26 protein-coding genes are annotated in these 26,225 nt (G+C 39.5%); 7 read left to right on the plus strand and 19 right to left on the minus strand.

Translation table 11 applies throughout. From position 1 onward, the window contains the following. The first annotated feature begins 4 nt into the window (after positions 1 to 4). The 6 genes from QM917_RS05710 to QM917_RS05735 all read left to right on the plus strand — a co-directional run bounded on the left by QM917_RS05710 (position 5) and on the right by QM917_RS05735 (position 5,629). Positions 5 to 205: a hypothetical protein gene (locus QM917_RS05710; protein ID WP_414285202.1), complete on the plus strand. Its 201-nt coding sequence runs from the start codon at positions 5 to 7 to the stop codon at positions 203 to 205. Between the two features lie 157 nt (positions 206 to 362). Then, the gene (locus QM917_RS05715; RefSeq protein ID WP_414285203.1) at positions 363 to 530 is read left to right on the plus strand and encodes a hypothetical protein; all 168 of its coding nucleotides are present in this window, start codon (positions 363 to 365) and stop codon (positions 528 to 530) included. Between the two features lie 2 nt (positions 531 to 532). Continuing rightward, positions 533 to 2,752 (plus strand): type IV secretory system conjugative DNA transfer family protein, encoded by a 2,220-nt coding sequence (locus tag QM917_RS05720; RefSeq protein WP_414285204.1) that lies wholly within the window; start codon positions 533 to 535, stop codon positions 2,750 to 2,752. Positions 2,753 to 2,844: 92 nt separating this feature from the next. Continuing rightward, positions 2,845 to 3,648 (plus strand): replication-relaxation family protein, encoded by an 804-nt coding sequence (locus QM917_RS05725; RefSeq protein ID WP_414285205.1) that lies wholly within the window; start codon positions 2,845 to 2,847, stop codon positions 3,646 to 3,648. Then, positions 3,626 to 3,793: a hypothetical protein gene (locus QM917_RS05730; protein WP_414285206.1), complete on the plus strand. Its 168-nt coding sequence runs from the start codon at positions 3,626 to 3,628 to the stop codon at positions 3,791 to 3,793. The genes QM917_RS05725 and QM917_RS05730 overlap by 23 nt, the downstream gene beginning before the upstream one ends. A gap of 60 nt (positions 3,794 to 3,853) precedes the next feature. Further along, positions 3,854 to 5,629: a recombinase family protein gene (locus QM917_RS05735; RefSeq protein WP_414285207.1), complete on the plus strand. Its 1,776-nt coding sequence runs from the start codon at positions 3,854 to 3,856 to the stop codon at positions 5,627 to 5,629. Here the strand turns inward: QM917_RS05735 and QM917_RS05740 are convergent. After that, positions 5,622 to 7,007, minus strand: a complete 1,386-nt coding sequence (locus QM917_RS05740; protein WP_414285208.1) for an IS1182 family transposase — start codon at positions 7,005 to 7,007, stop codon at positions 5,622 to 5,624. The two genes, QM917_RS05735 and QM917_RS05740, sit on opposite strands and share 8 nt — an antisense overlap. A gap of 122 nt (positions 7,008 to 7,129) precedes the next feature. Further along, entirely contained in the window at positions 7,130 to 9,826 is a 2,697-nt protein-coding gene (locus QM917_RS05745) for an SEC10/PgrA surface exclusion domain-containing protein (protein WP_414285209.1), read from the minus strand. 139 nt (positions 9,827 to 9,965) lie between these two features. Here QM917_RS05745 and QM917_RS05750 point away from each other — a divergent pair, with 139 nt between their 5' ends. Further along, positions 9,966 to 10,304, plus strand: a complete 339-nt coding sequence (locus tag QM917_RS05750) for a helix-turn-helix domain-containing protein (protein WP_414285210.1) — start codon at positions 9,966 to 9,968, stop codon at positions 10,302 to 10,304. 50 nt (positions 10,305 to 10,354) lie between these two features. Here QM917_RS05750 and prsA read toward each other — a convergent pair whose 3' ends face one another. From prsA to era, 17 genes are all read right to left on the minus strand, one after another. Beyond that, complete coding sequence (gene prsA, locus QM917_RS05755; RefSeq protein WP_414285211.1) at positions 10,355 to 11,296, minus strand: peptidylprolyl isomerase PrsA; 942 nt, start codon at positions 11,294 to 11,296, stop codon at positions 10,355 to 10,357. Positions 11,297 to 11,486: 190 nt separating this feature from the next. Beyond that, complete coding sequence (locus QM917_RS05760; protein ID WP_414285212.1) at positions 11,487 to 13,229, minus strand: LPXTG cell wall anchor domain-containing protein; 1,743 nt, start codon at positions 13,227 to 13,229, stop codon at positions 11,487 to 11,489. A 303-nt stretch (positions 13,230 to 13,532) separates the two neighbouring features. Next, entirely contained in the window at positions 13,533 to 14,156 is a 624-nt protein-coding gene (locus QM917_RS05765; protein WP_414285213.1) for a recombinase family protein, read from the minus strand. A gap of 48 nt (positions 14,157 to 14,204) precedes the next feature. Beyond that, the gene (locus tag QM917_RS05770) at positions 14,205 to 14,918 is read right to left on the minus strand and encodes an O-methyltransferase (RefSeq protein WP_414285214.1); all 714 of its coding nucleotides are present in this window, start codon (positions 14,916 to 14,918) and stop codon (positions 14,205 to 14,207) included. Positions 14,919 to 14,923: 5 nt separating this feature from the next. After that, a complete protein-coding gene (gene pepF / locus QM917_RS05775) occupies positions 14,924 to 16,726 on the minus strand; it encodes an oligoendopeptidase F (RefSeq protein WP_414285215.1) in 1,803 nt (600 codons plus the stop codon). An 18-nt stretch (positions 16,727 to 16,744) separates the two neighbouring features. Then, complete coding sequence (locus QM917_RS05780; protein WP_414285216.1) at positions 16,745 to 17,701, minus strand: competence protein CoiA; 957 nt, start codon at positions 17,699 to 17,701, stop codon at positions 16,745 to 16,747. Positions 17,702 to 17,779: 78 nt separating this feature from the next. Then, a complete protein-coding gene (locus tag QM917_RS05785) occupies positions 17,780 to 18,157 on the minus strand; it encodes a type II toxin-antitoxin system HicB family antitoxin (protein ID WP_049485251.1) in 378 nt (125 codons plus the stop codon). Positions 18,158 to 18,183: 26 nt separating this feature from the next. Beyond that, a complete protein-coding gene (locus tag QM917_RS05790; RefSeq protein WP_414285217.1) occupies positions 18,184 to 18,372 on the minus strand; it encodes a type II toxin-antitoxin system HicA family toxin in 189 nt (62 codons plus the stop codon). Positions 18,373 to 18,492: 120 nt separating this feature from the next. Next, complete coding sequence (gene tehB / locus QM917_RS05795; protein ID WP_414285218.1) at positions 18,493 to 19,353, minus strand: SAM-dependent methyltransferase TehB; 861 nt, start codon at positions 19,351 to 19,353, stop codon at positions 18,493 to 18,495. 14 nt (positions 19,354 to 19,367) lie between these two features. Next, positions 19,368 to 19,835: an SsrA-binding protein SmpB gene (gene smpB, locus QM917_RS05800; RefSeq protein ID WP_001051741.1), complete on the minus strand. Its 468-nt coding sequence runs from the start codon at positions 19,833 to 19,835 to the stop codon at positions 19,368 to 19,370. Next, the gene (gene rnr / locus QM917_RS05805) at positions 19,798 to 22,140 is read right to left on the minus strand and encodes a ribonuclease R (protein WP_414285219.1); all 2,343 of its coding nucleotides are present in this window, start codon (positions 22,138 to 22,140) and stop codon (positions 19,798 to 19,800) included. The genes smpB and rnr overlap by 38 nt, the downstream gene beginning before the upstream one ends. 98 nt (positions 22,141 to 22,238) lie before the next feature. After that, entirely contained in the window at positions 22,239 to 22,472 is a 234-nt protein-coding gene (gene secG / locus QM917_RS05810) for a preprotein translocase subunit SecG (RefSeq protein ID WP_000282514.1), read from the minus strand. A gap of 39 nt (positions 22,473 to 22,511) precedes the next feature. Then, a complete protein-coding gene (gene rpmG, locus QM917_RS05815; RefSeq protein ID WP_001809104.1) occupies positions 22,512 to 22,661 on the minus strand; it encodes a 50S ribosomal protein L33 in 150 nt (49 codons plus the stop codon). Next, positions 22,661 to 23,860, minus strand: coding sequence for a multidrug efflux MFS transporter (locus tag QM917_RS05820; RefSeq protein WP_414285220.1), 1,200 nt, complete (start codon positions 23,858 to 23,860; stop codon positions 22,661 to 22,663). The genes rpmG and QM917_RS05820 overlap by 1 nt, the downstream gene beginning before the upstream one ends. Continuing rightward, the gene (gene coaE, locus QM917_RS05825; RefSeq protein WP_414285221.1) at positions 23,847 to 24,452 is read right to left on the minus strand and encodes a dephospho-CoA kinase; all 606 of its coding nucleotides are present in this window, start codon (positions 24,450 to 24,452) and stop codon (positions 23,847 to 23,849) included. The genes QM917_RS05820 and coaE overlap by 14 nt, the downstream gene beginning before the upstream one ends. Next, positions 24,452 to 25,276: a DNA-formamidopyrimidine glycosylase gene (gene mutM / locus QM917_RS05830; protein WP_281334981.1), complete on the minus strand. Its 825-nt coding sequence runs from the start codon at positions 25,274 to 25,276 to the stop codon at positions 24,452 to 24,454. The genes coaE and mutM overlap by 1 nt, the downstream gene beginning before the upstream one ends. A gap of 48 nt (positions 25,277 to 25,324) precedes the next feature. Beyond that, positions 25,325 to 26,224, minus strand: coding sequence for a GTPase Era (gene era, locus QM917_RS05835; RefSeq protein WP_281334982.1), 900 nt, complete (start codon positions 26,222 to 26,224; stop codon positions 25,325 to 25,327). Position 26,225: the final 1 nt, after the last annotated feature.

Genomic DNA, 26,225 nt, shown 5'->3' on the forward strand with positions numbered 1-26,225 from the left:
CTTTATGATGGATTACTTTATAGCTTTTATGATTATCGTTGTTGTTATATTTATTTGGGATTGGTTCGAAAAACCAAAACCAGAAGACAAAAAGCACTGTAGTGAAGAAGAAAACGCCCTGGCAGAATTTCTGGAAAAACGGCAAGAAATCAATCAACTTTTCTTGGTTGCTAAAGCAGAAATGCGAAAAATTTCAAGAAAATAAAAGGATTGTTTAGACTAGACAAACGGTCAAAATATGTTCAAATATACTACTGTTTCATTGCCTAAAATTCATTCCAATCGCTCTAAAAACTGAAGGTAGCGAAATTTAACTTTTTACCAATTTTCTTGTATAAATAAAGGCAGAAAGGAGACCAGCTATGAAAAAACTAGTGGCTTATATTCTTGGATTTGTTGCTTGTGCTTGGCTTATTAACTGGGCGGTGAAACTAATTCTGGAAGTTTGGTGGTTCTTGGTTTTGACGACTGCGGCTGTTTTCATCGGCTGGTTTACCTTTCGGATTATTAAATCTAAAGAATGGAGGTAAATATGAGACGTAAGTTTGAAGCCTTATCTTGGAGCGAGTTTCACTGGCAACGGCCGTTTGAGATAGATGATGTGAAATCTATGTTGGGTCAACTGGTGGGACTAAGTCGGCGCAAAGCGGTTATTTTTGAAATTCGATTATCTAAAAATCGCGTGCGCTATCTATTAGGAACAGAAGAACAAGACAAGCGACATATCAGCCAACTAATTCAATCACACCGAGCTATTCAGTTTTCAAGAGTCACAAAGCGTGAAAAACTTTCGGTTGCACGGTTAGTGAATATCAAAGAATCTCACTATGCTTTAAAAACGGACTCTGCAGAAAACATGATACGTTCAAGCCTCGCAATTTCAAAAATACTTCAGCCAGATGAGACAGTGGTTGTTCAGTTGGTCATTGGTGCAGGCTCACCACCTCGCCCACAGCCAAAAGACCTACCTAACTTATCTGCTAAATGGTATCAAGTGATTACGAATAATATTCCTGAGCTTTCCGAAAATTCCAAAAAGCTGATGAAACAAAAATTAAATCAATCTACTTTTAAGTGTGAAATTCGTCTTGGTGTCCAATCTCGCAGTATTTTGCGAACAAAGGAATTTCTTACCAGCCTGCTTAGTAGTTTTCGCATGATGGAATCAAATGCAACCATTGAATTAAAACCGTTAGCTATCCAAAAACTTAATCAAGCGCAACCCTCCTGGTCTTTCCCATATAGTTTATCCGTCTCAGACTTAGCTTGTTTCATGCTTTTACCTATTGGGGAAGAAAATATTGCAGGTGTGCCAAATGTTCACCCTAAATTAGTAACTCCACCTTTGGGCTACAATATTAATCGGAAGATTCAGCGAAGTCTAGCGCAAACTGTTGAATCCGAATCCAGACCAATCCAAATTTCAGCGCAAGCTGGCAAAAAGCACACCGTTTTTCTCGGTTCAACTGGTTGCGGGAAAACCACCGCCATGACTCACTTGATTTTATCAGATATAAAATCTAAACATCATAGTGTAGTTGTGGTGGATGCCAAAGGTCAACTCACTCATGAACTTTTAGAGCGTACACCAGATGAACACGATGAAGATATAGTAGTCATCTCACCCACTGCCAAACGAGTTGTTGGTATAAACCCTTTTGAACTCACAAAACACGGTATTGAACCTGAAGTAATTGCAGATTATCTACTGGAGCTATTTAAAGGACTTTATCCTGAACATTTTGGAATTTACTCACTGGATATTCTATCGCACAGTTTTTTAACTCTGGCGCGCATTCCAAATACCTCCTTAGTGATGTTACCGAGCTTACTTACTAATCAGTCTTTTCGAAATAAACTATTAAGAGAGTTAAAAGACCCAATCGGGCTGGAAAATTTCTGGAACTGGTTTGAACTGCTTAGTGAAGCTCAACGTCACCAGATGTTAAACCCCATTTTGAATAAATTCCGACAGTTTTTGCTTCGTCCGCAACTTCGGGCAATGTTGGGACAAACTAACCCAAATTTCAGTCTTGCAGAAATCTTCAAAAGTCGAAAAATCGTATTGATTCCACTAAATAAATCGGTAATCGGTTCAGAATCTGCGAAACTAATAGGTAGTCTTATTACTTCTATGCTCTGGATGTTAATTTTGCGCCAGTCTTCGGTTGAGCAAAGCAAACGCCAATCGGTCTTTATCTATATTGATGAAACACCGAGTTTCTTAGGAATCCCCAATTCTAACTTAGATGAAGCACTTTCTCAATCTCGCCAATTTAATGTTGGCTGGAATATCGGCTTCCAGCATCTTGCACAGATGTCGCCCCAGTTAAAAGCTGGAATTGAATCTAATGTTGCGAATAAAATTGTTTTTGGCTTAAATCTTGATGAAGCACGCGAAATGGCAAAATATACTCTGGAGATTGATAAAGAAGATTTTTACAGCTTACCACCATTTTGGGCATATATCAGAACAGAAATCTCACCTAATACCTACCGCTGGCTTATTGGTAAGACCTACCCACCTAAACTAAAAATTAGAGATAGTCGTGTGCCATTTTTGAATAGCTTGAGCCGATACGGACAAGATATTTCAGAAATTGAAAGCCAATTTGAAAACTACATTTTTGAAAAATCTGCTTCGAAAAATGAAAATTCTAACCCAAAATTAACAGATTTAGGGCGTAAAAAGCGTTCCAATCGCTCTTCGAATCGTGTTGATGAAGAAAATTCTTCCGCCCCTGACAAATAAAGGTTTTTAGGATTTTTACTCACACGACTTACTCCGTAACTAAGCACATTTTACGGGAGCACACTTTTAAATTTTAATGGAGAACAAAACAGATGAAATGGAATTACAAAATAGATAATGACACGCAAATTCTTTACTTTTTAAGTCAAGCTAGATATGCTACCACCAACCAACTAGCCAGACTCTTTTTTGCCAGTAGCGTGAGAGCTGACACCGCAATTCGCCGAACTAATTTTGCGCTTCAAAGTCTGAAGAAAGCTGGATTAGTTTCACACTTAAAACGGCGAATTGGTGGCGCACGCCGTGGCTCTGCTTCTTATGTCTGGCAAATTACTTTTCAAGGGCTAAAGCTCCTTAAAAGTCAAGATGACAGTATCACATTACGTTATAAAAATCAATATGAGCCAACTCAGCACCACGTTGAACATACTTTGGCGATTACGGAAGTTTTTATTGAGACGCTGGAGGCCGTTCGAGATTCAGAAAAACTGTCGCTTGAAATCTTTTCCTTTGAGCCGAACTCTTGGCGGAGCTACCAAAAACTCTCTGGTATAGGCCGAACTTTAAAGCCTGATGCTTATTTAGAGTTAGTTAATCACGATTACGAAGACCATTATTTTCTGGAAATAGACCGAAGCACGGAAAGTCTTGCGCGTATTGTGAACACTTGTAAAAAATATATCGAATACTACCGTTCAGGTATTGAACAGCGCCAAAAGCAAGTTTTCCCCTATGTTTTGTGGGTTGTGCCAGATGACAAGCGCAAACTGGCGATTTCGAAAGTCATTCAGAATGAACTATATAATTTTTGGGAATTATTCACTGTCATAACGCTTGAAGAATACCCAGATTATATCAAGGGAGGAATAGATAATGAATCAAAAGAATCAAGATAGAGACTCAAACCAGCCTTCACGCACCGCCGATGAAATTTGTCGAATTGGTCGAACGACTTACTTAATCCGTCACCGTTTTACTGAAAATCGCAATCTTGAAAATGTCCTAGAAAGGTTGATTTTAAGCGATAAATCCCTGTTTTAACAGTAGTAAAATGGTATAATAGAAGTATAAGGTGTGTGAACTCCAAAAGGAGAAAAACACATGAACAGAACTTTGACAATTTCAGATTATAGACAAGTAGATACTTCGAAGCTTTCAGATATTACGGTGGTTTATTGTCGTTTAAGCCAAGACGATGGACTGGATGGAGATAGTAACTCAATTATCAATCAGAAGAAAATTCTGATTGATGTAGTTGCAAGAGAAAATCTCCCTAATCCTATCTTGTTTGTCGATGATGGCTTTAGTGGTACAAATTTTGACCGTCCAGCTATTTCGGAAGCCTTGCGTTTGGTGGAAAATCGGCAAGTTTCAAACTTTATCGTTAAGGATTTGAGTCGTTTGGGGCGGTCTTATATCAAGGTTGGTCAACTAACGGAAATCACCTTTCCTGGTTTTGACGTCCGCTTCATCGCCTTAAATGACGGTGTGGATTCAAATAAGCCTAATGAAACTAATTCTATTTTCTTGCCAATCAAGAGTTTAATGGACGAAATGTATGCAGCAGATACCAGTAAGAAGATTCGAGCGGTTGTGCAAGCTAAAGCCAAAGCTGGCGAGCGAGTAACTACTAACCCACCTTACGGCTATCTCAAAGATTCAAACAATCCTAAAAATTGGATTATTGACCCAGTTGCCAGTGAAGTTGTGAAACGGATTTTTCAGGAAGCGAAAAGTGGAAAAAGTCTCTCAGAGATTGCGAAAGGGTTAGAAAATGACAAAATTTTTAAACCAGACCGCCACCGAATAGAAATTGGTTTGAAGTCGATTTCCTCCAGTTCAAATGTGGAAACTTTGCCTTATTTTTGGATACGAGAAACTCTGAGTGCGATTTTAAGTCGTGAAGAATATCTTGGACATACTGTCAATCTTCGAACACGGACAAAATCTTATAAAGACAAGCGTAAGGTGGATAACTCAAAGGAGGATTGGTTAGTTTTCAAAAATACTCATGAAGCGATAATTGACCAAGAAACTTTCGATATTGTTCAAAAAATGCGAAGTCATAAGCGTTCAAATAAACGGTATAAAAATCGGATTGGTCACGAAAACTTGTTTGCGGGATTAGTTTTTTGTGGAACTTGTGGGCGAAAACATTATTTTTGCCCACAAGAGAAAAACGGACTTAATCATGACCATTATAAGTGTTCTGGTTACCGTAAGCCGATTGATGGTTGCGAAAATCCCCACTACATTCAAAAATCCGCCTTGATTGAGATTGTGAGTGACAAGCTCCGCCAAACCATTCAGGAAATCCACTTCGACCAAGAAGCCTTTTTGAAAAAGTTAGAACAGCAAAGCCAAGCTCAATTCAGTAAGGATAACAAACGCCAGCGCCAGCAACTTCAAAAAGATGAATACCGCTTCAACGAAATAGACCGAATTATCCAACAGCTCTATGAAGATAATCTACTTGGTAAAATTTCAGATGAACGCTTTGTGAAACTAAGTCAGAGCTATGAAGAAGAACAGGAACAACTTCAAACTTCCATTTCTGACTTAACTGAAAAACTCGCCAAACAACAAGAAGATAACCTTAATATCTCCAAGTTTATGGCGAGAATTTCCAAATATACAAAGTCACCAGAACTAACCGTTGAGATAGTGAATGAGCTGATTGACAAGATTGTGATTCATAAACCAACTGGCACGAAACGCAATCGTATTATTCAAATTGACATTTATTACAATTTCATCGGAAAACTGAACAACGAGAAAAGCGAGCCAACCGACTTGGCTCGCTACAGAACGAAGACAAACGTCATTTTTGGCGTTTGTCTTTTTCTCTTTTCAAAAATAGTTTGTCTTATCATCTGATATTCCATTCAAAAATCGGATTTAGAACAAAATAAAAAGGGATATTCCCTATCCATTTCACCAGTTTTTTGATATTTAAACACGCCAAAGTAAGCCCAACCTGATCCTCCATTTTGGACTTTCCTTTCTCTCTAGTGTATCTCAAATTATGGTACTCCTTAGCCGTCCCAAAGAGTCGTTCAATTGTTTCTTTGCGCTTCTTATAGAGCTCTTTCATTTCTCTTTGGTGACGAATCTCCTCACAAAATTCAAGGGCATCTTTCCAGACATGTCTCGTTACTACTTTTTGATGATTTTGGCTTTGGGTACAAACGGATAATAAAGGACAGGCAACACATACTTTGGGATTACTCTTATACTCACGGTAGCCTTCTCGAGTGGTAGTGCGATAGCTTAATACTTGATTCTCTGGACAAATATAAGAGTCATGACTTGCATCATAAACAAACTGACTAGGTCTTAAGTTCCCCTTTACTCCCTTTGGACGAGTATAAGGAAAGACAGGAATGATGTTACGTTCTAATAAATAATGGGCAATAGCTGGGGTCTTGTAGCCTGAATCCGCAATTATATAGCGTGGAGAGAAAGGCTCTAACTTTGAAAATAAGGCAGGGAAAGCCTGGCTATCATGAACATTTCCTGCTTCAACCGTATAAGCTAAGGCCCAACCATGCTTATCGCAAGCAACTTGAGCAGAATAGGCAAATACTTCCTTGTGTTCGCCCTTGTGAAACCAACCACACTCGGGATCTGTTGTTGAGATTTTCTTTTCTTTTGCCTCACTTTCTTTTGCGGGCTTTAAGGACTTTTTTGCGTGTTTTTTCCGATCTAAATCAATCTCAACTGCCAATTGTTCACTCATAAATTTAGCTTGTTGGTCTACCATTTCCTTACGATACTTGTGACTATTAGCTGCCGCTTTGATATGGGTACCATCCACAAATATTTCAGAAGGATCAATTAAGCCAGCATACAAAGCTTGGTTGAGAACTTGGGAAAAAATCTCAGAAATGAGTTCTTTATCTTGAAAACGACGGCTGTAATTCTTGCCATAGGTAGTAAAATGAGGAACCTTATCATCTAAAGTTAGTCCGAGAAACCAACGATAGGCTACGTTTACTTCAATCTCTTTAATGGTTTGGCGCATGGAACGGATACCATAAAAACACTTGATCAAAGGAATTTTGACTAACATGACAGGATCAAGACTAGGACGACCATTATCTGGACTATAGGTATCTTCTACCAAGTCATAAATAAAGTCAAAATCAACCTTTGAATCTACTTGTCGAAGAAAGTGATCTTTGGGGACCAATTCATCTATCGTATAGAAACCATATTGCTTACGATTATAATCAGGTTTTTCTTTGTGAAACATAGGGATTACCTCACAACTCTTCTTACCTCTATTATACGACTTTACACAAAGAAAAGCCCTTAGAAACTTGAGTTCTAAGGACTTTGTCTTCAATCTGAAAGGGCAGTAACGCCCTTTCTATTTTATCTATATTTTCGTTTTCCAGCTAAAGCAAGTAGTCCAACACTTGCTCCAAGCAATGCTAAAAGTCCTGACTCTTTCGTTCCTGTATTTGGAAGCTGTTTCTTAGGTTCTGCTTTTGCATTTGTAGCTTGTGCAGGCGCTTGATAGGTTTTATCGTCTTTAGTTCCTACAGTAACTTGATCTACTGTGTAATCAACAATATTACCCTTTTCATCCAAAACTGGTACGGGTTGGTAGCCTGCTTTTTCAAGCTCTTTACGTTTTTCGTCTGCAAGTTCTGCCAAGCGTTTTGCTTCTGCTTCTTCAAACTTCGCTTTAGCAGTTTCGTAAGCAGTTTTGGCTTGACCTGCTGCAAGGCTCTTAGTTTCATAGTCAACTTTAGCTTTGTTTTGTACTTTGTAAGCATCTTTAAGCTCAGTTTCAGCTTTTTCAAGCTCTGCTTTTACTTCTGCCAAACGAGTGTGCGCGCCGTTAAGGTCTGCAAGCTCTTTTTCGGCTTGTTTAACTTCTTCTTGTGCATCTTGAAGTGCTTTCTTAGCAGTAGATACCGCTTGGGCTTTGCTTGTAGCAATCGCTTCAAGCTCTTTCATCTTATCTTCTTCTGCTTTAAGCGCTTCTTGTGCAGTGTTAAGAACTTGTTCAGCGTCTTTCAATTTTGCTTGTGCATCTTTAAGAGCTTCTTCTTTAACAGATTGTGTAGTAGTCAAAGTGTTGACAAGAGCGTTAGCATTAGAAAGAGTTACAACTGCTTTATCATGACGGTCTTTTGCTTCATCAAAAGCTTTTTGAGCGTTAGCAAGTGGACTTTCACCGTTCTTCAAGGCAGTCAAGTTAGCTTCTGCGTTTGTAAGAGCAAGTTTAGCGTCTGATTCTGCTTTTGTTTTTGCTTCAAAAGTTGCTTGTGCATTGTCGCGAGCAGTCATAGCATCAGCAAGTGCTTGACGAGCTTCGCTCAATTTACGCTCAATCACTTCATCGCTAAGTGGGTTAGCAATAGGTGTTTTATCCCATGTAGAATTATCGAGATAAGACTCGTGAATAGCAGTCAAGAAGTGAGTTGTATAGAAATCATCTGTCTTACTTTGTGCGACACCACCAAAGTAAATTGGTTCATTTGCATAGTCAAATTGTAGGATACCCTGTGTATGAGCATAGTCACCTTTAGTAGAAACTAACATAACAAGGTCGTTATACAACTTCTCTTTCATTTCGCCAAGAGTTTTACGGTAAACTCCGTCAGCATCGTCAAAGTCATGGAAAACATAAGTGGTTACAGTATTTTCATAATACTGTTCACCCTTGCTTTCTTCCTCTGCATCAGTTGTAGGCAAGCCATATTCTTTAGCAACCTTGTTAATACCGATGGCGTAGTGTCCAACACCACCACGAGCGTGGTATTCTTCTTTCATAGCGTGAGAGAAGTTTGCTTTCACATACTCTTTAGCAACTTTATCAGCAAATTCAAGAGAAGTTTTTGAAAGAACAACGTCTGGAAGTCCAAGTTGGTGGCGCATTTGGTTGATAAGGTCAACCACATAGTAGTTCAACTCATCTTTAATCTCTTGTGGGAGATTGTTAATGTCATAGCGAGTTTTATCAGTTTGATCAGCTTTGGTTGGAACGTATTTATTCAGTTTCTTGTGTTCTACTTGTGAACCAACAATACGGTCATAAATCTCATCGTTTTTAGCGTTACGTTCTTCCTCAGTCATTTCGACACCTGAACGGATTTGACGAAGGAACTCCATTTCATCTTTCACTGCTTGAATGAAAGCTGGTGAAAGGGTAATGGTTTGTTTCTTAGAGCTATCTTGAAGAGCATCAAGAGTAGATACCGCTTGGTTATAAGTAGCAAGAGCATTATCACGGTTAGTTTTTGCTTCTTTAGCTTCGTTTTCAGTACGCTCTACATCTTGTGTAGCAGTTTTAACAGTGGTTTCTGCTTTTTTGAGTTGGTCAGCAAGCTCACCATCCAACTTCTTAGCAGCATCAAGAGTAATTTGTGCATCTTCTTGAGCTTGTTTGCTTGTAGCTTCTTCTTTAATCGCTGCATCTTGTTTCTCTTTAGCGTCAGCAAGACCAACACCCTTCAAAGCGTCCTCAGCAGTTTTCACTTCTGCTTTAGCATCAGTAACTCCATTTTGCGCTTGTGTGACTTCTGCTTGCTTAGTACCAACTGTTTTACCTTGAATAGCTACCTTACGGTCTGCATCATCTTGTTCAGTTTGCGCAGAAGATACCCCTTGTTCAGCAGTAGGAACGTTTGCTTTAGCAGTTTCCACTTTCTTCTCTGCGTTTTGAATCGCTTCTGGTGTCGCTTTGTCAGCAGTCTTTTGAGCATCTGCTTTAGCTTGTTTCAAGTCAGCGACTTTCTTTTCTGCTTTATCAGAAGTTTCATTCGCTTGATTCAAGACTTCTTTTGCCTTATCTGCATCTTCTTGGGTTTGTTTAGCAGTAGCACCAAGTTCAGCGACTTCTTCCTTAGTAGGAGTTTTCACTTCTACTGGTTTTGGTGTTTCTTTCTCTACCAAAGCTGGTTCGGTTTTAGCATCAGTAATGTTAAACGCTGGCTCAGTTTGAGCAGTACGAACACCACCTGCATTATCTACATTGGGTTCAGCTACCTCATTTGCACTTACAGTTGTTGCAAGGCCCGTTGCTGCTATGGCAGTCAAAGCAATCAATTCTTTTTTCATAGGTTTCCCCTTTTTATTTTTTTATACCTTCATTATACCACAATATACAACTTTTTAAAGTCATTTTATTAAAATATAACTATTTGAAGTCTAAAAAATGCAGTCGTTTGACTGTATCATGTAAGTAGCGAGGTACTACATGGTCAAAAATAAAAGTAATTTGCAAGACTACATTTCTAAACGCATCCGTTTACTCAGAATAGAAAGAGGATATACCCAAGAACAATTAGAGGAGATGGCTGACTTAGGAACAAATTATGTTTATAAACTAGAAAATCTGTCAACAAACTTAAAAATTCAAACACTTGAAAAAGTTATGGAAGCATTAGATGTTGACTTAGATACCTTCTTTGACATTCAACTTAAAGAAGAAGATCCAAAAATATCACGACTTATTGATGAATTAAAGATACTTCCATTAGAACAACGTTCTCGAGTAGTAGATGCACTCTTACTAATTTTAAATGAAATTCAATAACAAAAAAACTATCTACTTTCTAAAATAAGAAAGGCAGATAGTTTTTTTTATTAGTTTGATGAACTACTGCTACTGTCAGTAGTTGCTTCACCCTTGATGTACTGAGTAAAGATATTTTGGAAAGTTTGGTCTTTCACTTTGATGTTGGCATCTGTCAATTCTTTACCGATAACACCTTGAACAAAGGTTGCATCATTTTGTTTTTGAGTTAAAATAATTGTTTTGAGTTTTTCTTTATAATCGTCTAGATTTGAAGATTTTTCTGACTTCTTAGTTAGTTTCACAATGTAGAAACTACTTGTGTAGGCTTGTGTTCCTGGTGCAGTGATGACATCTGAAACACCATTGACATCAAGTGCAAAGGCTGCTTTCTTAACGGCATCTGGCAATTCTGTAGAGGCAGAATCAAAGGTGATTTCTCCACCATTTGCTTTTGTCTTTTCGTCAGTTGAATTATCTTTAGCCAATTGTGCAAAGTCAGCTCCAGATTCTTTTGCCTTAGCAAGAACTTCTTTTGCCTTATCTTCACTATCAAGTTTAATTATTTGAGCAGTTACTTCTGGAGTATACTCTTCAAAAGCTTTTTTGTAGTTTTCATCTGTTAATTCAGCTTCAGCGGCTTTCTTCACTGCAAACTCAACTAATTTACTTGTACGAATTTGAGCTTTACGGCTTTCTGCAGTCATACCTGAACGAGCTAGAACTGTTTGATAGCTATCACCATATTTCTTTTGTTCTTCTGCAACGGCATCATCTACTTCTTTATCACTAACTTCTGAACCGTATTGTTTTTCAAAAACTTTTTGAATGGTCATGTTAAGCAAGACTTGTTGAGCAGTTGGATTATTTTTAACTTCTTCGTAGAATTGATGTTCTGTAATCACATCACCCTTCATACTGATCAAGTCTGCTCCTTCAGAGCTATTGGAACAAGCAGCCAAAGTAGCTACTGACAACAAGGTGATGGCTCCTGCCATTAGTTTTTTCTTCATGTTTACTCCTTTTTCTAAAAACGGTCGAAAATTTCTTTAGACCGACTCAATCATTATACCATATTTTAAAGCAGATAACTTAAATAAGACTAAAAATACTAGCTTTTAAATTTTAAATGATTCCAGTTTTTCATATTCCAAAAAGAACCTGAACAACAGTTCAAGTTCTTTTTTATCATGTGTTAATTTTTTAGTGACGTCCTTTGTAAGTCAGACCTGCTAAACCAAGACTTGCTAGGAGAAGGCCTACTAGAGAAAGTGAAGAACTTTGTTCACCCGTGTTTGGCAGAGCTGGAGTTTCTTTTTTCGAAGTAGGTTTGTCAGCTTTAGAGTTTGAAGTTTGCCCAACAGGTTTCACAGGAGCTGTTGGAGCAGTATTCGAATTAGTTTGTGGTTTAAGCTCTGGCTTAACTTCTGGTTTTGAAGAATCAGAAGGTTTAGGTGCCGGTTTTACTTCTGGTTTCGGTGTATCAGAAGGTTTGGGTTCTGGCTTAACTTCTGGTTTTGAAGTATCAGAAGGCTTTGGTGCCGGCTTAACTTCTGGTTTTGGAGTTTCTGAAGGGTTAGGCTCAGGTTTTACTTCTGGTTTTGAAGTATCAGAAGGCTTTGGTTCTGGCTTAACTTCTGGTTTCGGAGTCTCTGAAGGCTTAAGTTCCGGCTTAACCTCTGGTTTCGGAGTCTCTGAAGGCTTAGGTTCCGGTTTTGCTTCTGGTTTTGAAGTATCAGAAGGTTTAGTTTCTGGCTTAACTTCTGGTTTTGGTGTCTCTGAAGGTTTAGGTTCTGGTTTAACTTCTGGTTTTGGTGTCTCTGAAGGTTTAGTTTCTGGTTTTACTTCTGGTTTTGAAGTATCAGAAGGTTTAGGTTCTGGCTTAACTTCTGATTTTGAAGTATCAGAAGGTTTAGGTTCTGGCTTAACTTCTGGTTTCGGTGTATCAGATGGTTTTGTTTCCGGTTTTACTTCTGGTTTCGGAGTCTCTGAAGGTTTAGGTTCCGGTTTTACTTCTGGTTTCGGAGTTTCTGAAGGCTTAGTTTCTGGTTTTACTTCTGGTTTTGAAGTATCAGAAGGTTTAGGTTCTGGCTTAACTTCTGGTTTCGGTGTATCAGATGGTTTGGCATCCGCATTTACCTTCTTATATCTTAGAAACATGTATAGATATCCATCCGAAGAACCAAAATATGTATCCATTATCCGGTAGTCCACATTAAAACCAGGCATCCAGCTATATTTCGAAACTACCTCATAGCCATCAATATTTTTATGGATATTGATAGTTTCACCAGGGTTTAAAACTCCATGTTCTCGAAACATTTTTTCTCCCGTATCTGCATCTAAATAATCGATGCGGTATTTGAGGGGCTCCTGCTTTTCTTCATCTTTTGGTGCTGGTTCCGGTTTCACTTCTGGTTTCGGTGTCTCTGAAGGTTTAGTTTCTGGCTTAACTTCTGGTTTCGGTGTCTCTGAAGGCTTAGGTTCTGGCTTAACTTCTGGTTTCGGTGTTTCTGATGGTTTAGTTTCCGGTTTTACTTCTGGTTTTGAAGTATCAGAAGGTTTGGCATCCGCATTTACCTTCTTATACGATAGATCCATAAATAGACGACCGTTCGAAAACCCAAAGTTTTCGCTTACTATGCGGTAGGTTGCATTAAAACCGGGCATCCACTCATCAAAATTCGAGACCACCTGATAGCCATCAATATCTTTATAAATATTGACAATTTCACCAGGATTTATAGTTCCAGTTTTTCTTGGAGCTATTTCCTCCCCGGTATCTTTATCATAATATGCGATAGTGTATTCTAACGGACCTCTTTCTTCAGCTTTTACGACAGTAGACCCAAAAACAGGCACATCAGTCAAAGCTGGAGCAACAACCCCAAGAGCAGCAACAGATAGCAAAGAAACACCAAGTTTGGTCACTTTATTTGTTTTCATAATTTCCTCCTTAGGAATGTAGAATTACTTTTTAGGTGGGCAAATACTACAAAATCCTAATTTTTTTGATTTTAGTGTCTCGAAAAATACACCTCAAGCACTTGAGCGACAAGGGTTTTGGTGTATCGCCTAAGGACCGTTAAACGATACAGTTAAAAAACAAAAAATACCAATCCAACACAGGCTCAAAACCTTGTTAAATTCGTATTTTCTGAAATATTCACATTGTTATTTTGAATGTTTCGCCAAACGGTCGTTAATCGAAACATATTTACGCCTTCATTGTAGCATTTTATCTTGTTTTTAGCAAGAATTTTGCGAAATATTTTTACGATTGATGGCCACCTTGTTTCGTTCCAACACTTTATAGATGGTTGAGGTCGAAATTCGTTCTGTTTTTGCTATTGTTCTGATGCTTGATTCCCCTGCCAAATACTGCTCAATAATTCTCTCTTCCTTATCTCTTGACATTCGCTTGGCACCTAGTTTGACACCATTTTCCTTGGCTTTCCGAAGTCCTTCACGGGTACGAAATCGCAGATTTTCCAGTTCACTTTCTGCCACAAATCCTAAAATGATGCAAAGTAACCTACCGATGAGCGAGTCGGTTTCCAGTTTTTCATGCAAACTGACTAGCTGAATATCCGAAGCATTGAATTGTTCAATCAGCTCTAGTAATCTGAATATGGAGCGAGTCAGGCGATCTAACTTATAGATTGTAAAAGTGACCTGTTTGCCTTCCTTTGAAAGGTCACAAGCCAATTTTAAGGCTTTTTCGAGTTCTGGACGTACATTGTTTGAACCAGATTCACGTTCGATAAAGAGCTGGTCACAGTGCTTGAGAGCCTCCATTTGCACCTCCAAGCCCAAGTCTTGCTTGTGGGTAGAAACGCGAGCACAGCCTATATTGATGGTGGTTTGAAACATAAAAATCCTCCTGTTTTTGATACAGAAGGATTATACGATTTTTTAAAATTATTCCATTTCTGGTAGACTTACATTTTCCACATTTTTTCTCAGCATGAGAATTCCGTCTCCAAGAGGAACCAAAGTAGCGGTTAATCCTGGATTGTCCAAAGTCGCATCAAAGAGTCGTTGCAAGCCTCGATAGATGGTTCGTTGGCCTCTACGGACTTCCATGATATCCTTGGCAACATCCCCACCCTGGAAAATATCATCCAAGACTACCACTCCCCCAACTTCCAAACGTTTGAGAATTTCTGGTAGAAAAATGATGTACTTGGATTTAGCAGAATCCATAAATACAAAGTCGTAGGTCTCTGTTAAGGTCGAAAGGACATCCTCAGCATCGCCTTCTAAAAGGGTAATCTGCTTGCGACTATCAAAGCGAGCAAAATTCTCCTTGGCAAAACCAATCATCTCAGGATTACGGTCAATTGTCGTAATCTTTGACTCTGGTGAATGCTCTGCCATTAGGAGAGCAGAAAAGCCAATTGCTGTACCAATCTCCAAGATGTTTTTCGGTTGCATGGTTTCCATGAGAAAGCGGAAATAAGCAACCGTTTCATGAGGAATGATGGGAATATTTTCCTTGCGAGCGAACTTCTCTAATTCCTTGAGTGAGCCAGTCACTTGCTTTTGTCTGTGACGCATGAACTCGACAATCTCATGCTTGACAACAGGACGACGCATGTTATGATTAGCATTTTTGCTATAAGACTTTACCATCTGCCTTATGCCAATCCTAATTTTTCAACAAGAGCTTCAAACTCATCTAAACGGCGTTCAAAGACAGCAAAGGCATCGTTGAGGTAGTCTTCCTTCTCCATATCAACGCCTGCTTTTCTCATGACATTAAGTGGATAGTCTGACTTCCCTGCTTTGAGGTAATCGATATAGCGATCACGATCTTCTTGGCTACCATGCACAATCTTTTCAGCCAAGGCTGAAGCTGCTGCAAAGCCTGTTGAATATTGATACACATAGTAGTTGTAGTAGAAATGTGGAATACGGGCCCATTCATATTGAATTTCAGGATTGTCTTCTTTACTCAAACCATAGTAAGCTTCATTCAAGTCGGCATAAAGCTCATTTAAGAATTCACTAGTCAAGACTTCACCATTTTGGTCAGCTTGGTGGATAGCGTGTTCAAATTCAGCAAACTGAGTTTGACGGAAGACTGTACCACGGAAGCCATCTAGGAAGTTGTTTAAGATTGCAAAGCGAGTTGCATCATCTTGAACTTCCTCTAACAGTTTTTCAGTTAGGATATTCTCATTAGTAGTTGAAGCAATTTCTGCTAAGAAAATTGAATAGTCTCCATAAACGTATGGCTGGGTTTCACGAGTATAGCTAGAGTGCATACTATGTCCAGTTTCATGGACAAGAGTAAAGAGATTATCTAGATTGTCCTGCCAGTTAAGAAGCATGAAGGCATTTGTATCGTATGATCCACCTGAATAAGCACCTGAACGCTTGCCTTGGTTTTCATACACATCTATCCAACGTTCGCTAAAGGCACGTTTAACTCGACTCAAGTAATCATCACCCAAAACTGCCAAAGCTTCTTCTGCCTTCTTTAAGGCTTCCTCGTAAGTAAAGCTGTAGTCTACTGAAGAAAGTGGTGTATAGACATCATACATCTTGAGGTCTGGAATACCCAAGATTTTTGAACGTAGTGCAAGATAACGATGCAAGAGTGGCAAGTGTTTGCGAACTGCTGACACTAAATTGTCATAGACACTTTCTGGTACAAAGTTAGCCGCAAGAGCAGCCTGACGAGCACTCTCATAATTGCGAACTTTAGCACGGTAGTTTTGGACTTTGACATTGGTCTGTAGAGTCTTAGCATAGGTGTGCTGGAACTGCTCGTAAGTAGCATAAAGTGCTTCATAGGCACAACGACGTACTTCTCGATTTTTTGATTCCATCAAACGTACGTAGGTTCCGTGAGAGAGCTGCACTTCATTATCTTCGTCATCTAAAACGTAAGGGAAAGTAATATCAGCATTGTCTAGGATAGCAAAGGTTTCACTTGCCGAACCAAAAATTTCACTGGCTCCTGCAAGCAATTCTTCTTCACGCTGTGAAAGAACATGATCTTTCTTTTGTAAGAGCTGATCAAAAAAGTGTTTATAAAGCTCAAGTTTAGGTTCAGCAGCCAAGAAAGCTGTCATTTGTTCCTCAGTAATCTTCATAAACTCTGGCTCGTAGAAAGAAAGTGCCTGATCCAGCTGGCTATAAAGCGTCATAGCCTTAGCATAGTATTCTTGATACTTAGCTTCGCGCGTGTCTTGGTCATTTTTCATGTGCGCATAGACATAAAGCTTCTCCAACTGGCGCTCTAACTCTAGAGAACGTTCCGTAATTTCAAGCAAACTCTGAGCGCTGTCTAAAAGATGACCTACATATTGGTCAACTGTTTCCACTTCCTCTGACAGTTGCTTGAGGGCTTCTTCCCAAGCCTGATCAGTAGCAAAGATCGTTGATAGATCCCATTTGTCTTTTTCATTTATTTCATTTCGTTGTAATACCATAAGATTCCTCCATCCTTTCTATTTTACCACATTTTTTAAGAAATATTGCTGATAAAAAGCTGGGGGATAGAGCTTTTGTGTGTCAGTTTTGGGATTTTGTTGATAATAGGCCTGAAAATTGTTGTAATAGCCCTGCAAATCTATAGTTATCTGGCAAAATTGACCTTTTTCTATAGGCCTTACTTGGGGAAACCAGTCTTGAACATCAAAATTTAGTAAATTCTTTCCCTGAGCATAAGCTTCCCCCTGTTTCCTCATCCAGTAAGGATTTTTATAATAGAGTTGTTGGCGAATATAGTCACAAATCGTTTCATCTTGTGATACATCCATACTTGCTATTCTTTGCTTCTGATAGGGAAGCCGTAAAATCTCTATGAGATTGCCTTGCCCATAAGGAAACTCCCTTATTTGATAATAAAGATTCCCCTTTAAATCTTGATGGATCATGTATTTCAAGCGTAGTATGTCCCTTTGCTGATCTAATTCCCATAGATGAAAGCCCATATTTTGACTAAAGGAAAGCAGGTCTCTTTGGAGCTGAGTCAAACGTTCTTTTAACCAAAGTTTTTGACCGACTAGCCAAAGTACTTGGTAGCCATTTTTTCGATAGCCCAGGCTTCTCTCCTCCAAAAGTTGGCGTGAAATAGGACTACACTGAACTTCTAAGGCAAGCTGTTTATTGACTAAAATATCTGCAATTTGTTTTAGTTGAGGAATGGGACATTCAAGCTCGGCCTTGTCATTTTTCATCGCCCAATTAAAAAGGGCAACCTTATTTTCCAGATGCTCTAGACTCTCATTTTCGTAGTAAAAATCACACTGTTTGAGCGAAACATGGGCAAAATGCGTCCGTAGGTTCTTCCCTTTTCTTAATCGAACCAAAGCTCCACAAGCTGGACAAGTATAGCTTTGTTTAACTAATTTATCCTCCAAGGCATTGACTAAGCTTCCTTTTTCATCTCTGGCTAAAAACATTTATACCCCCTTTTCTACTTTATTCGAAAAGAATAAGAAAAAGGCTGAGTTACTCCCAACCTTCATCATTTTATGAGCTTACAGCTGCAAGCGACTTTCTAAAGCTTGCGTCAACACTTCAGAATAGTTCACTTTCTCTCGATCTGCTAATCTGACCAACCACTCTGGAACTGTAACATTCTTCCGAATCGCCTTATTATTTTTTACAAAAGGCAGAGGATTTACTTGAATCAAAGTTACAAAACCATCAGGAGCTTGCAACTGAGAAATATCACTGGGTTTAGGTAAGGCTAATCCCTCGTCAATATAAGAAGCTAAGACACTTTCAAGCATTTCATGAGCATTTTTCATGGCAAGTTCAATAGTTGCTCCCTCAGTCCCGCCTCCAAATTCGGGAAATTCAACCCAATATCTAGTGCCTTCTCTATGAAAAATAGCTGGATAAGACTTTAGCATAACACACCTCCATTGTTCCAAATTTACTACAGGCCCAAATCCTTTAATATCTTTCTCTCTAAACCTCTTCCCAGATCATCATTACCATGGACTGGAATAGTGACAAGATAGGGAACTCCTTCTTTCTTAAAATGATGATGACTTCCCCTATTACGAACTTCAATCCATCCATTTGCAAGAGCTAATTTTACCATTTCCTTACCTGTAATGGGCATTTATAGTCACCTTTCTAGTTTTAATTATACTCATAATGCGTATATCTGTCAATCCTTCTATCTTATCTATTCGTAAAAGTACGAAAAAAAGTTAGGAAATTCCCCAACCTTCATGTATGTTTATTTTACCTTTTTAGCCAACATGGTTGCAAAACGTAGTTGGATACGATTGCCATTCTCATCACGACGGTGGAGATGCCCTGGATTTTCATTGTATTTAACCAATTCCCAATCCTTGTAGTAATTTGCTAATTCTCCTTCTTTAAAAGTAAATGGGAAATTAACTGAACATGGATAATCTTCCGTATCCATGGCACAAACAATCAAATTGTAGCCACCGATAGAGGTTTGTTCCTGCATGTTTCGGATAATAGCAGGAATACGTTCTGCTTGTAAAAACATGAGCACAACCGTTGATACGATAAAATCGTAACTTTGTCCAATGCTAGCTGAATTGATATCGTAGAGACCGACAGGCATTTCAAAGTCTTCTTGCTCCACAATGCTTTGCAAGATTTCAAGGGATAACTCATTTTGGTCCACTGCTGTGACATCAAATCCATGTTGAGCGAGAAAGAGTGCATTTCTTCCTTGACCACAACCCAAATCTAGTGCCTTACATGGTTTGACCGTCTGCATAGCTTCTAAGACTTCCGAATGAACTGGATTGGTATTGTATTTCTTAGGGAAATAATCTTCTAGTTTACAATAGAATTCCAAGTACCATTCAACATCATCTGTAGCGGCCTCGACCCTGTGCCAAGCTTGAGGTTGCGCCATAGGATTATCAGCACCTGCTTCAAAGAGGTGCTCAGCTATAACTTCCCCCTCCTCAGTCAATTCAATAAACTTAAGAGCCCCTTTTAATACGGTAATCTTGCCCCAGGTTCCGACCTTGGTATTGTGTTTTCTTTGAACAGCTTCTGGCATGGTGTCTTTATTCCAGACAGGCATTCGTTTATAGGCAACTAGTTTTTCCATTTACTTCACTCTTTCTATCGATGGTTAACTGCTTTCATAACACGCGCGATATCACGATCTTGCTCGCGTCGTTTAATCGACTCCCGTTTATCGTAATCGTGTTTCCCTTTTGCAAGTCCTAAGAGTAACTTGGCATAGCCATCTTTGATATAGACTTTTAGAGGAACCAGCGTCATCCCTGTTCCCTTTGTTTCTTGCTCTAACTTCTGGATTTGCTTTTTATGAAGGAGAAGTTTACGACGACGTTCTGGTTCCTGATTCCAGATATTCCCTTCTTCATAAGGAGCGATATGGACATTACTCAGCCAGACTTCCCCATTTTTCACTTGGGCAAACCCATCTTTCAGATTGATGCGGGCTGCTCGAACACTCTTGATCTCAGTTCCTGTCAGGACCATTCCTGCTTCTAGCGTATCTACGATTGTATAATCGTGGTGCGCTTTTTTATTTTGCGCGACGACCTTTCCCTCGCCCTTTGCCATGCTTGGCTCCTTTCTTTGCTACTTCCTTGTAAAAAGGTTTCTTGCTCTTTTTCTTCTTGTCTTTTGGAGAATGCTTGCGCTTATCACCTAAGCGACCAGATTTTCTCTTGTCTTCTTTCTTATCTGAACGACGCCCTCTATCCTTACGGTCAGAGCCTTTCAAACTTTTTTCAATGACATCAAATTCACTTGGAATAAAGGAGAAATCAATCTCACCAGTCATCTTATCAGCTCTTTCAACGCGAATACGGATCTGCTGTCCCACTCGGAAGGTAATACCAGATTTCTCCCCACGAAGGGTTAAATCGCGTTCATTAAAATGGTAAAACTCAGGTAGATTGGTAATGTGAATCAATCCCTCAACTGTATTTGGTAATTCAACAAAAAGACCAAATTTAACAATACTTGAAACAACTGCATCGTACTCTTCACCAACATACTCTTCCATGTATTCAGCTTTTTTCATAGCTTCGACTTCACGCTCGGCCTCGATGGCACGGCGCTCACGGTTTGAAGATTGAGTCGCAATCTCTGGAATCACTTGTTCAAAATGCTCCGCTACTTCTTTAGAACGCCCATAGTCACGAATCATACGGTGAACAAGGAGGTCAGGATAACGACGAATTGGGCTGGTAAAGTGAGTGTAGTAGTCTGCAGCTAATCCATAGTGACCGTGATTATGCTCAGAATAACGAGCCTGCTGCATAGAGCGCAGAAGCATCATGGACAATACATCCGCATATGGCTCTCCTTCAACAGCACGCATGATATCTTGGAGGGCTTCCTGACTTATCTCACTGGCAGTCCCATAGATTCGTAATCCAAAACTTGAAGCGTAATCAATAAACTTCTGAACTTTCTCAGCCTTAGGTTCCTCGTGAATCCGATAGATAAAAGGTAGGTCCAGCTTACTAAAGTGCTCGGCAACTGTTTCGTTGGCAATCAGCATAAAGGACTCAATCATACGTTCTGCAGTCCCACGATGACGAAGGACAATATCAACTGGCTTACCTTTTTTATCTACTAAAATCTTAGCTTCATTGGTATCAAAATTAAGAGCTCCACGCTTAATCCGCATACTTTCCAAAGTCTCATGGAGCTTGGCCATGAGTTCGATACTAGGAACAATTTTCTTATAGTCTTGTCTCTTCTCCTCATCACCTGCTAGGATATCATTGACATCACTATAAGTCATACGGAAACTTGTCTTGATAACAGTCTGAGTAATAGTGTAATTACGAACACGACCATGTTTATCAATCTCCATAATAGCAGACTGGGTCAAGCGGTCCACCTGAGGGTTAAGAGAGCAGATTCCATTTGACAGTCGTTCTGGAAGCATTGGAACTACACGGTCTGTCACGTAGACAGAGGTCGCACGATTGAGGGCTTCCTTGTCAAGAGCAGATCCCTCTGTCACATAGTAGGAGACATCGGCAATGTGAACACCTAGTTCGATATTTCCATTTTTCAATGGTTTGATATGAACTGCGTCATCCAAGTCCTTGGCATCAGCTCCATCAATGGTAAAGGTAATTTCATCTCTTAAGTCCAGACGACCTTCCATATCCTTCTCTGATGGAGCATCTGGCACACTTTCAGCTTCTTTGAGAACTACCTCTGGAAACTCTGATACAATATCCATAGATTCCAAGACCTCAAGGACATCAATCCCTGCATCTGTTGAATGTCCAACAACATCTAGCACACTAGCGACAAAGAAATCGTGTTTCTTACTTGGATACTTATCAATAAAGACCTTGAGAACTTCTGTACCTTCCAATTGAATAGCTGGTTTTTTAACGTAGATCGGTTGACTAATTTTTTGATTTTTTGAACGGATATAGCCCGCATACTTAGGTTTTTCCTCATCAAGAACGATTTGACCAACAACCGTCGTCAAACTGTGTTCTAAAATATCGATAATCTTTGCTTCAGCTGCAGTTCCTCTTTGGCGATCCGTAACCTTCTTGATTACAATTTCAACAGTATCGCCATCAATGGCATAGTTAACATCACTTTTTCCAACAAAAAGATCGTCTTCTTCGCCTTCAAGACTTACAAAACCGAACCCATTTTTATGGGCATGGAAAATTCCTTTCAGGGTAATCTCATGTTTTTTCTTCTGTTCTAGGGTTAAACTACCATCTTCTTCAAAGCGAATCTGGTGCTTACGTTCCATCAAGGAAAGAGTTTTGATTAACTCACGGAAGTCCTTTGAACCATCCTTCCCGAGAGCACTGGCCAAGTCATTGACTGTGACACTCCCCTTCTCTTGTAAATATTCTTTTATTTTATCTTTCATGTTTACTTTCTAGATTTATAATATTTTCTTTTTGGTGTAAAACCTTATTTCTTTTAAAAATAAAAATAGGCAAAGACCTAGTCCCGCCCATTATTTTCTTATCTACTTGATAATACCGTCAATGCTAAGGCAATGGCTAGCCAGAAAAAGACTAAAATTCCTGTCAAACGTTGCATCACAGCTTCAAAACCGCGCGCTTTGCTACGTTCAAACAAATCACCTGCACTGGCATCAAATACATTGCTAGATTGGTTTTTAGTTGGTTGCATGAAAATTGCAATCACAATCACAACAGATAATACTAATAGAATGGTTAATAATAGGTTATACATATCAAACTCCTTAAAATCCCTATTATTCTACCATAATTTCTACTTAGATTCAAGATGTAGAGTCACTTTTCTTTCTTTAGGGCAATACTTTAAGACCTCAATCTTGTCTGGATGGGTTTTGGAGTTCTTACTGGTTAGATAATTAATGCTACCACAAGAGGAGCATTTGAGATTGATTTTTACTCGCACTAGATTTCCTTCACTTTTAATAATGTTCTAAATTGGATAAGATTAAATGTGCAACTCAGAGCTACACAAAGAGCTGTTGCATAAAATACAGAGTGGTAGCCAAATTGTCCCGCGACTACTGAACCTGCCAAGGGTCCAATTACTCCACCTAGATAAAAGAAGACCTGATTAAAGGCAAATACTCTTGAAATACCAGCCTTGGGAGTCATTTTGCTTAGGAGAGCATTGACACCAGGGATCAGAGCTCCTGTCCCCAAACCAAATAGAAAACGATAGAAGCCTAATTGGAATGGGCTAGTCGCATTTGCACATAATAGATATATGAAAACTGAATATGCCTGAGCTACGACAAGTAGTCGATGATTGCCCACTTTATCACCTAATTTACCCATGATACCTGCGCTCATCATACTTGAAAATCCCATACTGGATACAATCAAACCAGAGACAAAGAGAAGATTCTCTTTCTGTCCCAGATCTCGTACATAGAGGGCAAGGATGGGACCAATAGATTGGGCAGCAAATTGAATCACAAAGCTAGTTAAAAATAGATTTATCAGGAGAAAAGGGTATTTAACAGAAGTAAAGAGCTCTTTTGTAGGCAGTGCTTTTTCTTTTGGCACTGGCTGAAAGTTTTCTTTGATAAAAAGAATGGTTAAGATAGCTGCCAAGAACAGGAAACTACCAACCAATAAAAAGACATTTCGAATTCCAAAAATTTCGGCAATGAAACCACCTACAAATGGACCGGTCAAAGTTCCAGCGACAACACCAGTTGATAAAGTCCCTAGAGCGTATCCCGACCTATCTTTGGGAACTTGACTTGCAATTAAAGCTGTCGCATTGGGTACAAATCCTGTAAAAACACCATTTAGAAACCGTAAGAACAAGAGCCAGAAAACGTTTGGAACGAAAGCTAAACCACCCATAGTAATAGTCATGGCTAGCCCTGCACGAATCATCATGGGTTTTCGACCATACTTGTCTGCCAATATTCCCCAAATTGGTGATACAAAGGCTGCAGAAATGGCTGAGACTGATATAGCTAAACCTGAATAAAAGGCCACTTGATCCCCTTTAATTCCTAACTGTTCGACAAAAATAGGCATGAAAGGGACAACAAGAGAAATGCTGGCTCCCGTTAAAAAGCAACCAAACCAAGCAATACGAAGATTGTCCTTCCAACTAATCTCTTTCAAGAGTATCGCCTCCTTGAAGTAGGCTGATCACTTGACTCAACAGTTGCTCTCGACTCCCATTATTGTCTAAAATATGACTAGCCAATCTTTTCTTTTCTTCTAAGGGCCACTGGGAGGCAAGACGGGCTTGTGCGTCCTCTATAGTCAGATAATCTCTTTTCATTAAGCGATCCAGCTGGGTATCTCGCCTTACATAAACTAGCCAAGTTTCATCGAACCATGAAGCATAGTCCTGTTCAAAAAGCAATGGAATATCCATGAAAAATAGGTCCTCAGTTTGAGCTAACTTGTCTCTCAAAACCATCAATTCTTCACGGATGATTTGTCCTTGAGTCTGTTTAGACCATTCTCTCTCATCAGAGTTAGAAAAGATCAGACTGGCAAGTAATGGACGATCCAGCTCCCCATCTTCTAGAAGGACTTTTTCACCGAAATGCTCTACTAAAATCTGAAAAAGTCGTCCACCAGGTTTTTGAAGTTGGTGGACAAGCGCATCCGCATCCACAACTTGAAACCCTTTTTGTCTTAAAAATTCTGTGACAGTGGACTTACCAGATGCAATACCACCAGTGATTCCAATAATTTTTCCCATCACTTTCTCCTTTGACATTTTGGGCAAAAATGGGTTCCACGACCACCGAGTTGAATTTTTTCGATAATGGATCCACAACGTGAACAAGCTTGTTCAGCTTTATCATAGACTTGATGAAAGTCCTGCATGGTCCCATTCTCGCCAAAAGCATTGGTATAGGTTCGGATAGTGGACCCGCCTTTCTCAACAGCCTGCCCCAAAACTTCAATGGTTTGATCATGGACTTTTCTAGCCTCTTGGGCGCTTAAACTTTTAGAAGTTCTAGAGGGATGAACCTTTGCCCTCCAGAGAACTTCATCCACGTAGATATTTCCCAATCCAGCAACCAAAGTCTGATCGAGAAGATGCGATTTGATAGGTTTTTTAGATTTCTTCAAGGCACCTATAAAAATCTCTAAGTCAAAATCCTGTTCAGTAGGTTCTGGTCCAAGCTTTTTAGATACAAAGTAAGCATCTAAGAGTTCAGGCGCCAACAGTTCCATAGTCCCAAATTTGCGTACATCCTCATAAACTAAAGTTCCACCGTCTTCAAACTGGAAGAAAACATGGGCATGCTTACGCTCAGGAACATTGGTTGGGTAATAAAAATACTTGCCTTCCATCCTTAGATGAGAAATCAAGACCTTGTCTGTCAGGAAGAAAAGTAAATACTTGCCACGGCGCCCCATCGATTGAATTTCTTGACCAGGCACTTCCTTTTGAAATTGATCCAAATCTGTCTTAATCATCTTAGGATAACGAATATCAAGACTAGCAATCTTCTTCCCTAGAATCAGTTTTTCAAGACCTCGTCGAACCGTTTCGACTTCAGGTAATTCAGGCATAACTCCTCCTTCTCTAAAAACAAGAAGCAGGCTACTGCCCACCTCTTCTTAATATTCTTTTTCATTATAGCCAAAGTCAGCCAAATCTAGCTTTTTATCGCGCCAATTCTTCTTGACCTTGACCCAGGTTTCTAGGAAGACCTTGTCCCCTAGCATAAGCTCGATATCACGACGGGCCATAGTCCCAATTTTCTTGAGCATGGCACCACCTTTACCGATGACAATCCCTTTTTGGCTATCACGTTCAACCATAATGGTTGCTCGAATGTGAACCTTGTCCGTCTCCTCATCACGCTTCATCGAATCTACCACTACTGCAACTGAGTGTGGAATTTCTTCACGAGTTAAGTGTAAGACCTTTTCACGAATCATCTCAGAAACCAAGAAACGCTCTGGATGGTCTGTGATTTGATCCGCAGGGAAATATTGGAAACCTTCCTCAAGATTTTCACTTAGAATATCGACTAAACGTGAAACATTATTCCCCTGAAGGGCTGAAATCGGAACAATTTCCTTGAAATCCATCTGATTACGGAAGTCATCAATCTGTGATAAGAGTTGATCAGGGTGAACCTTGTCAATCTTATTGACCACCAAAATTACAGGAACCTTAGCAGCCTTGAGTCGTTCGATAATCATATCATCGCCCTTACCACGCGCCTCATCTGCAGGCACCATGAAAAGTACGGTATCCACTTCACGAAGGGTGCTATAGGCAGACTCTACCATAAAATCTCCGAGTGCTGTCTTAGGCTTGTGAATACCTGGTGTATCGATAAAGACAATTTGTTCCTTATCAGTGGTGTAAATCCCCATGATTTTATTGCGCGTTGTCTGTGCCTTATCACTCATGATGGCGATTTTTTGCCCCATAACGTGATTCAAAAAAGTTGACTTCCCTACATTTGGACGTCCTAAAATGGCTACAAAGCCTGATTTAAATGTCATA

Source organism: Streptococcus infantis, assembly GCF_047460685.1.
Classification (GTDB): domain Bacteria; phylum Bacillota; class Bacilli; order Lactobacillales; family Streptococcaceae; genus Streptococcus; species Streptococcus infantis_AD.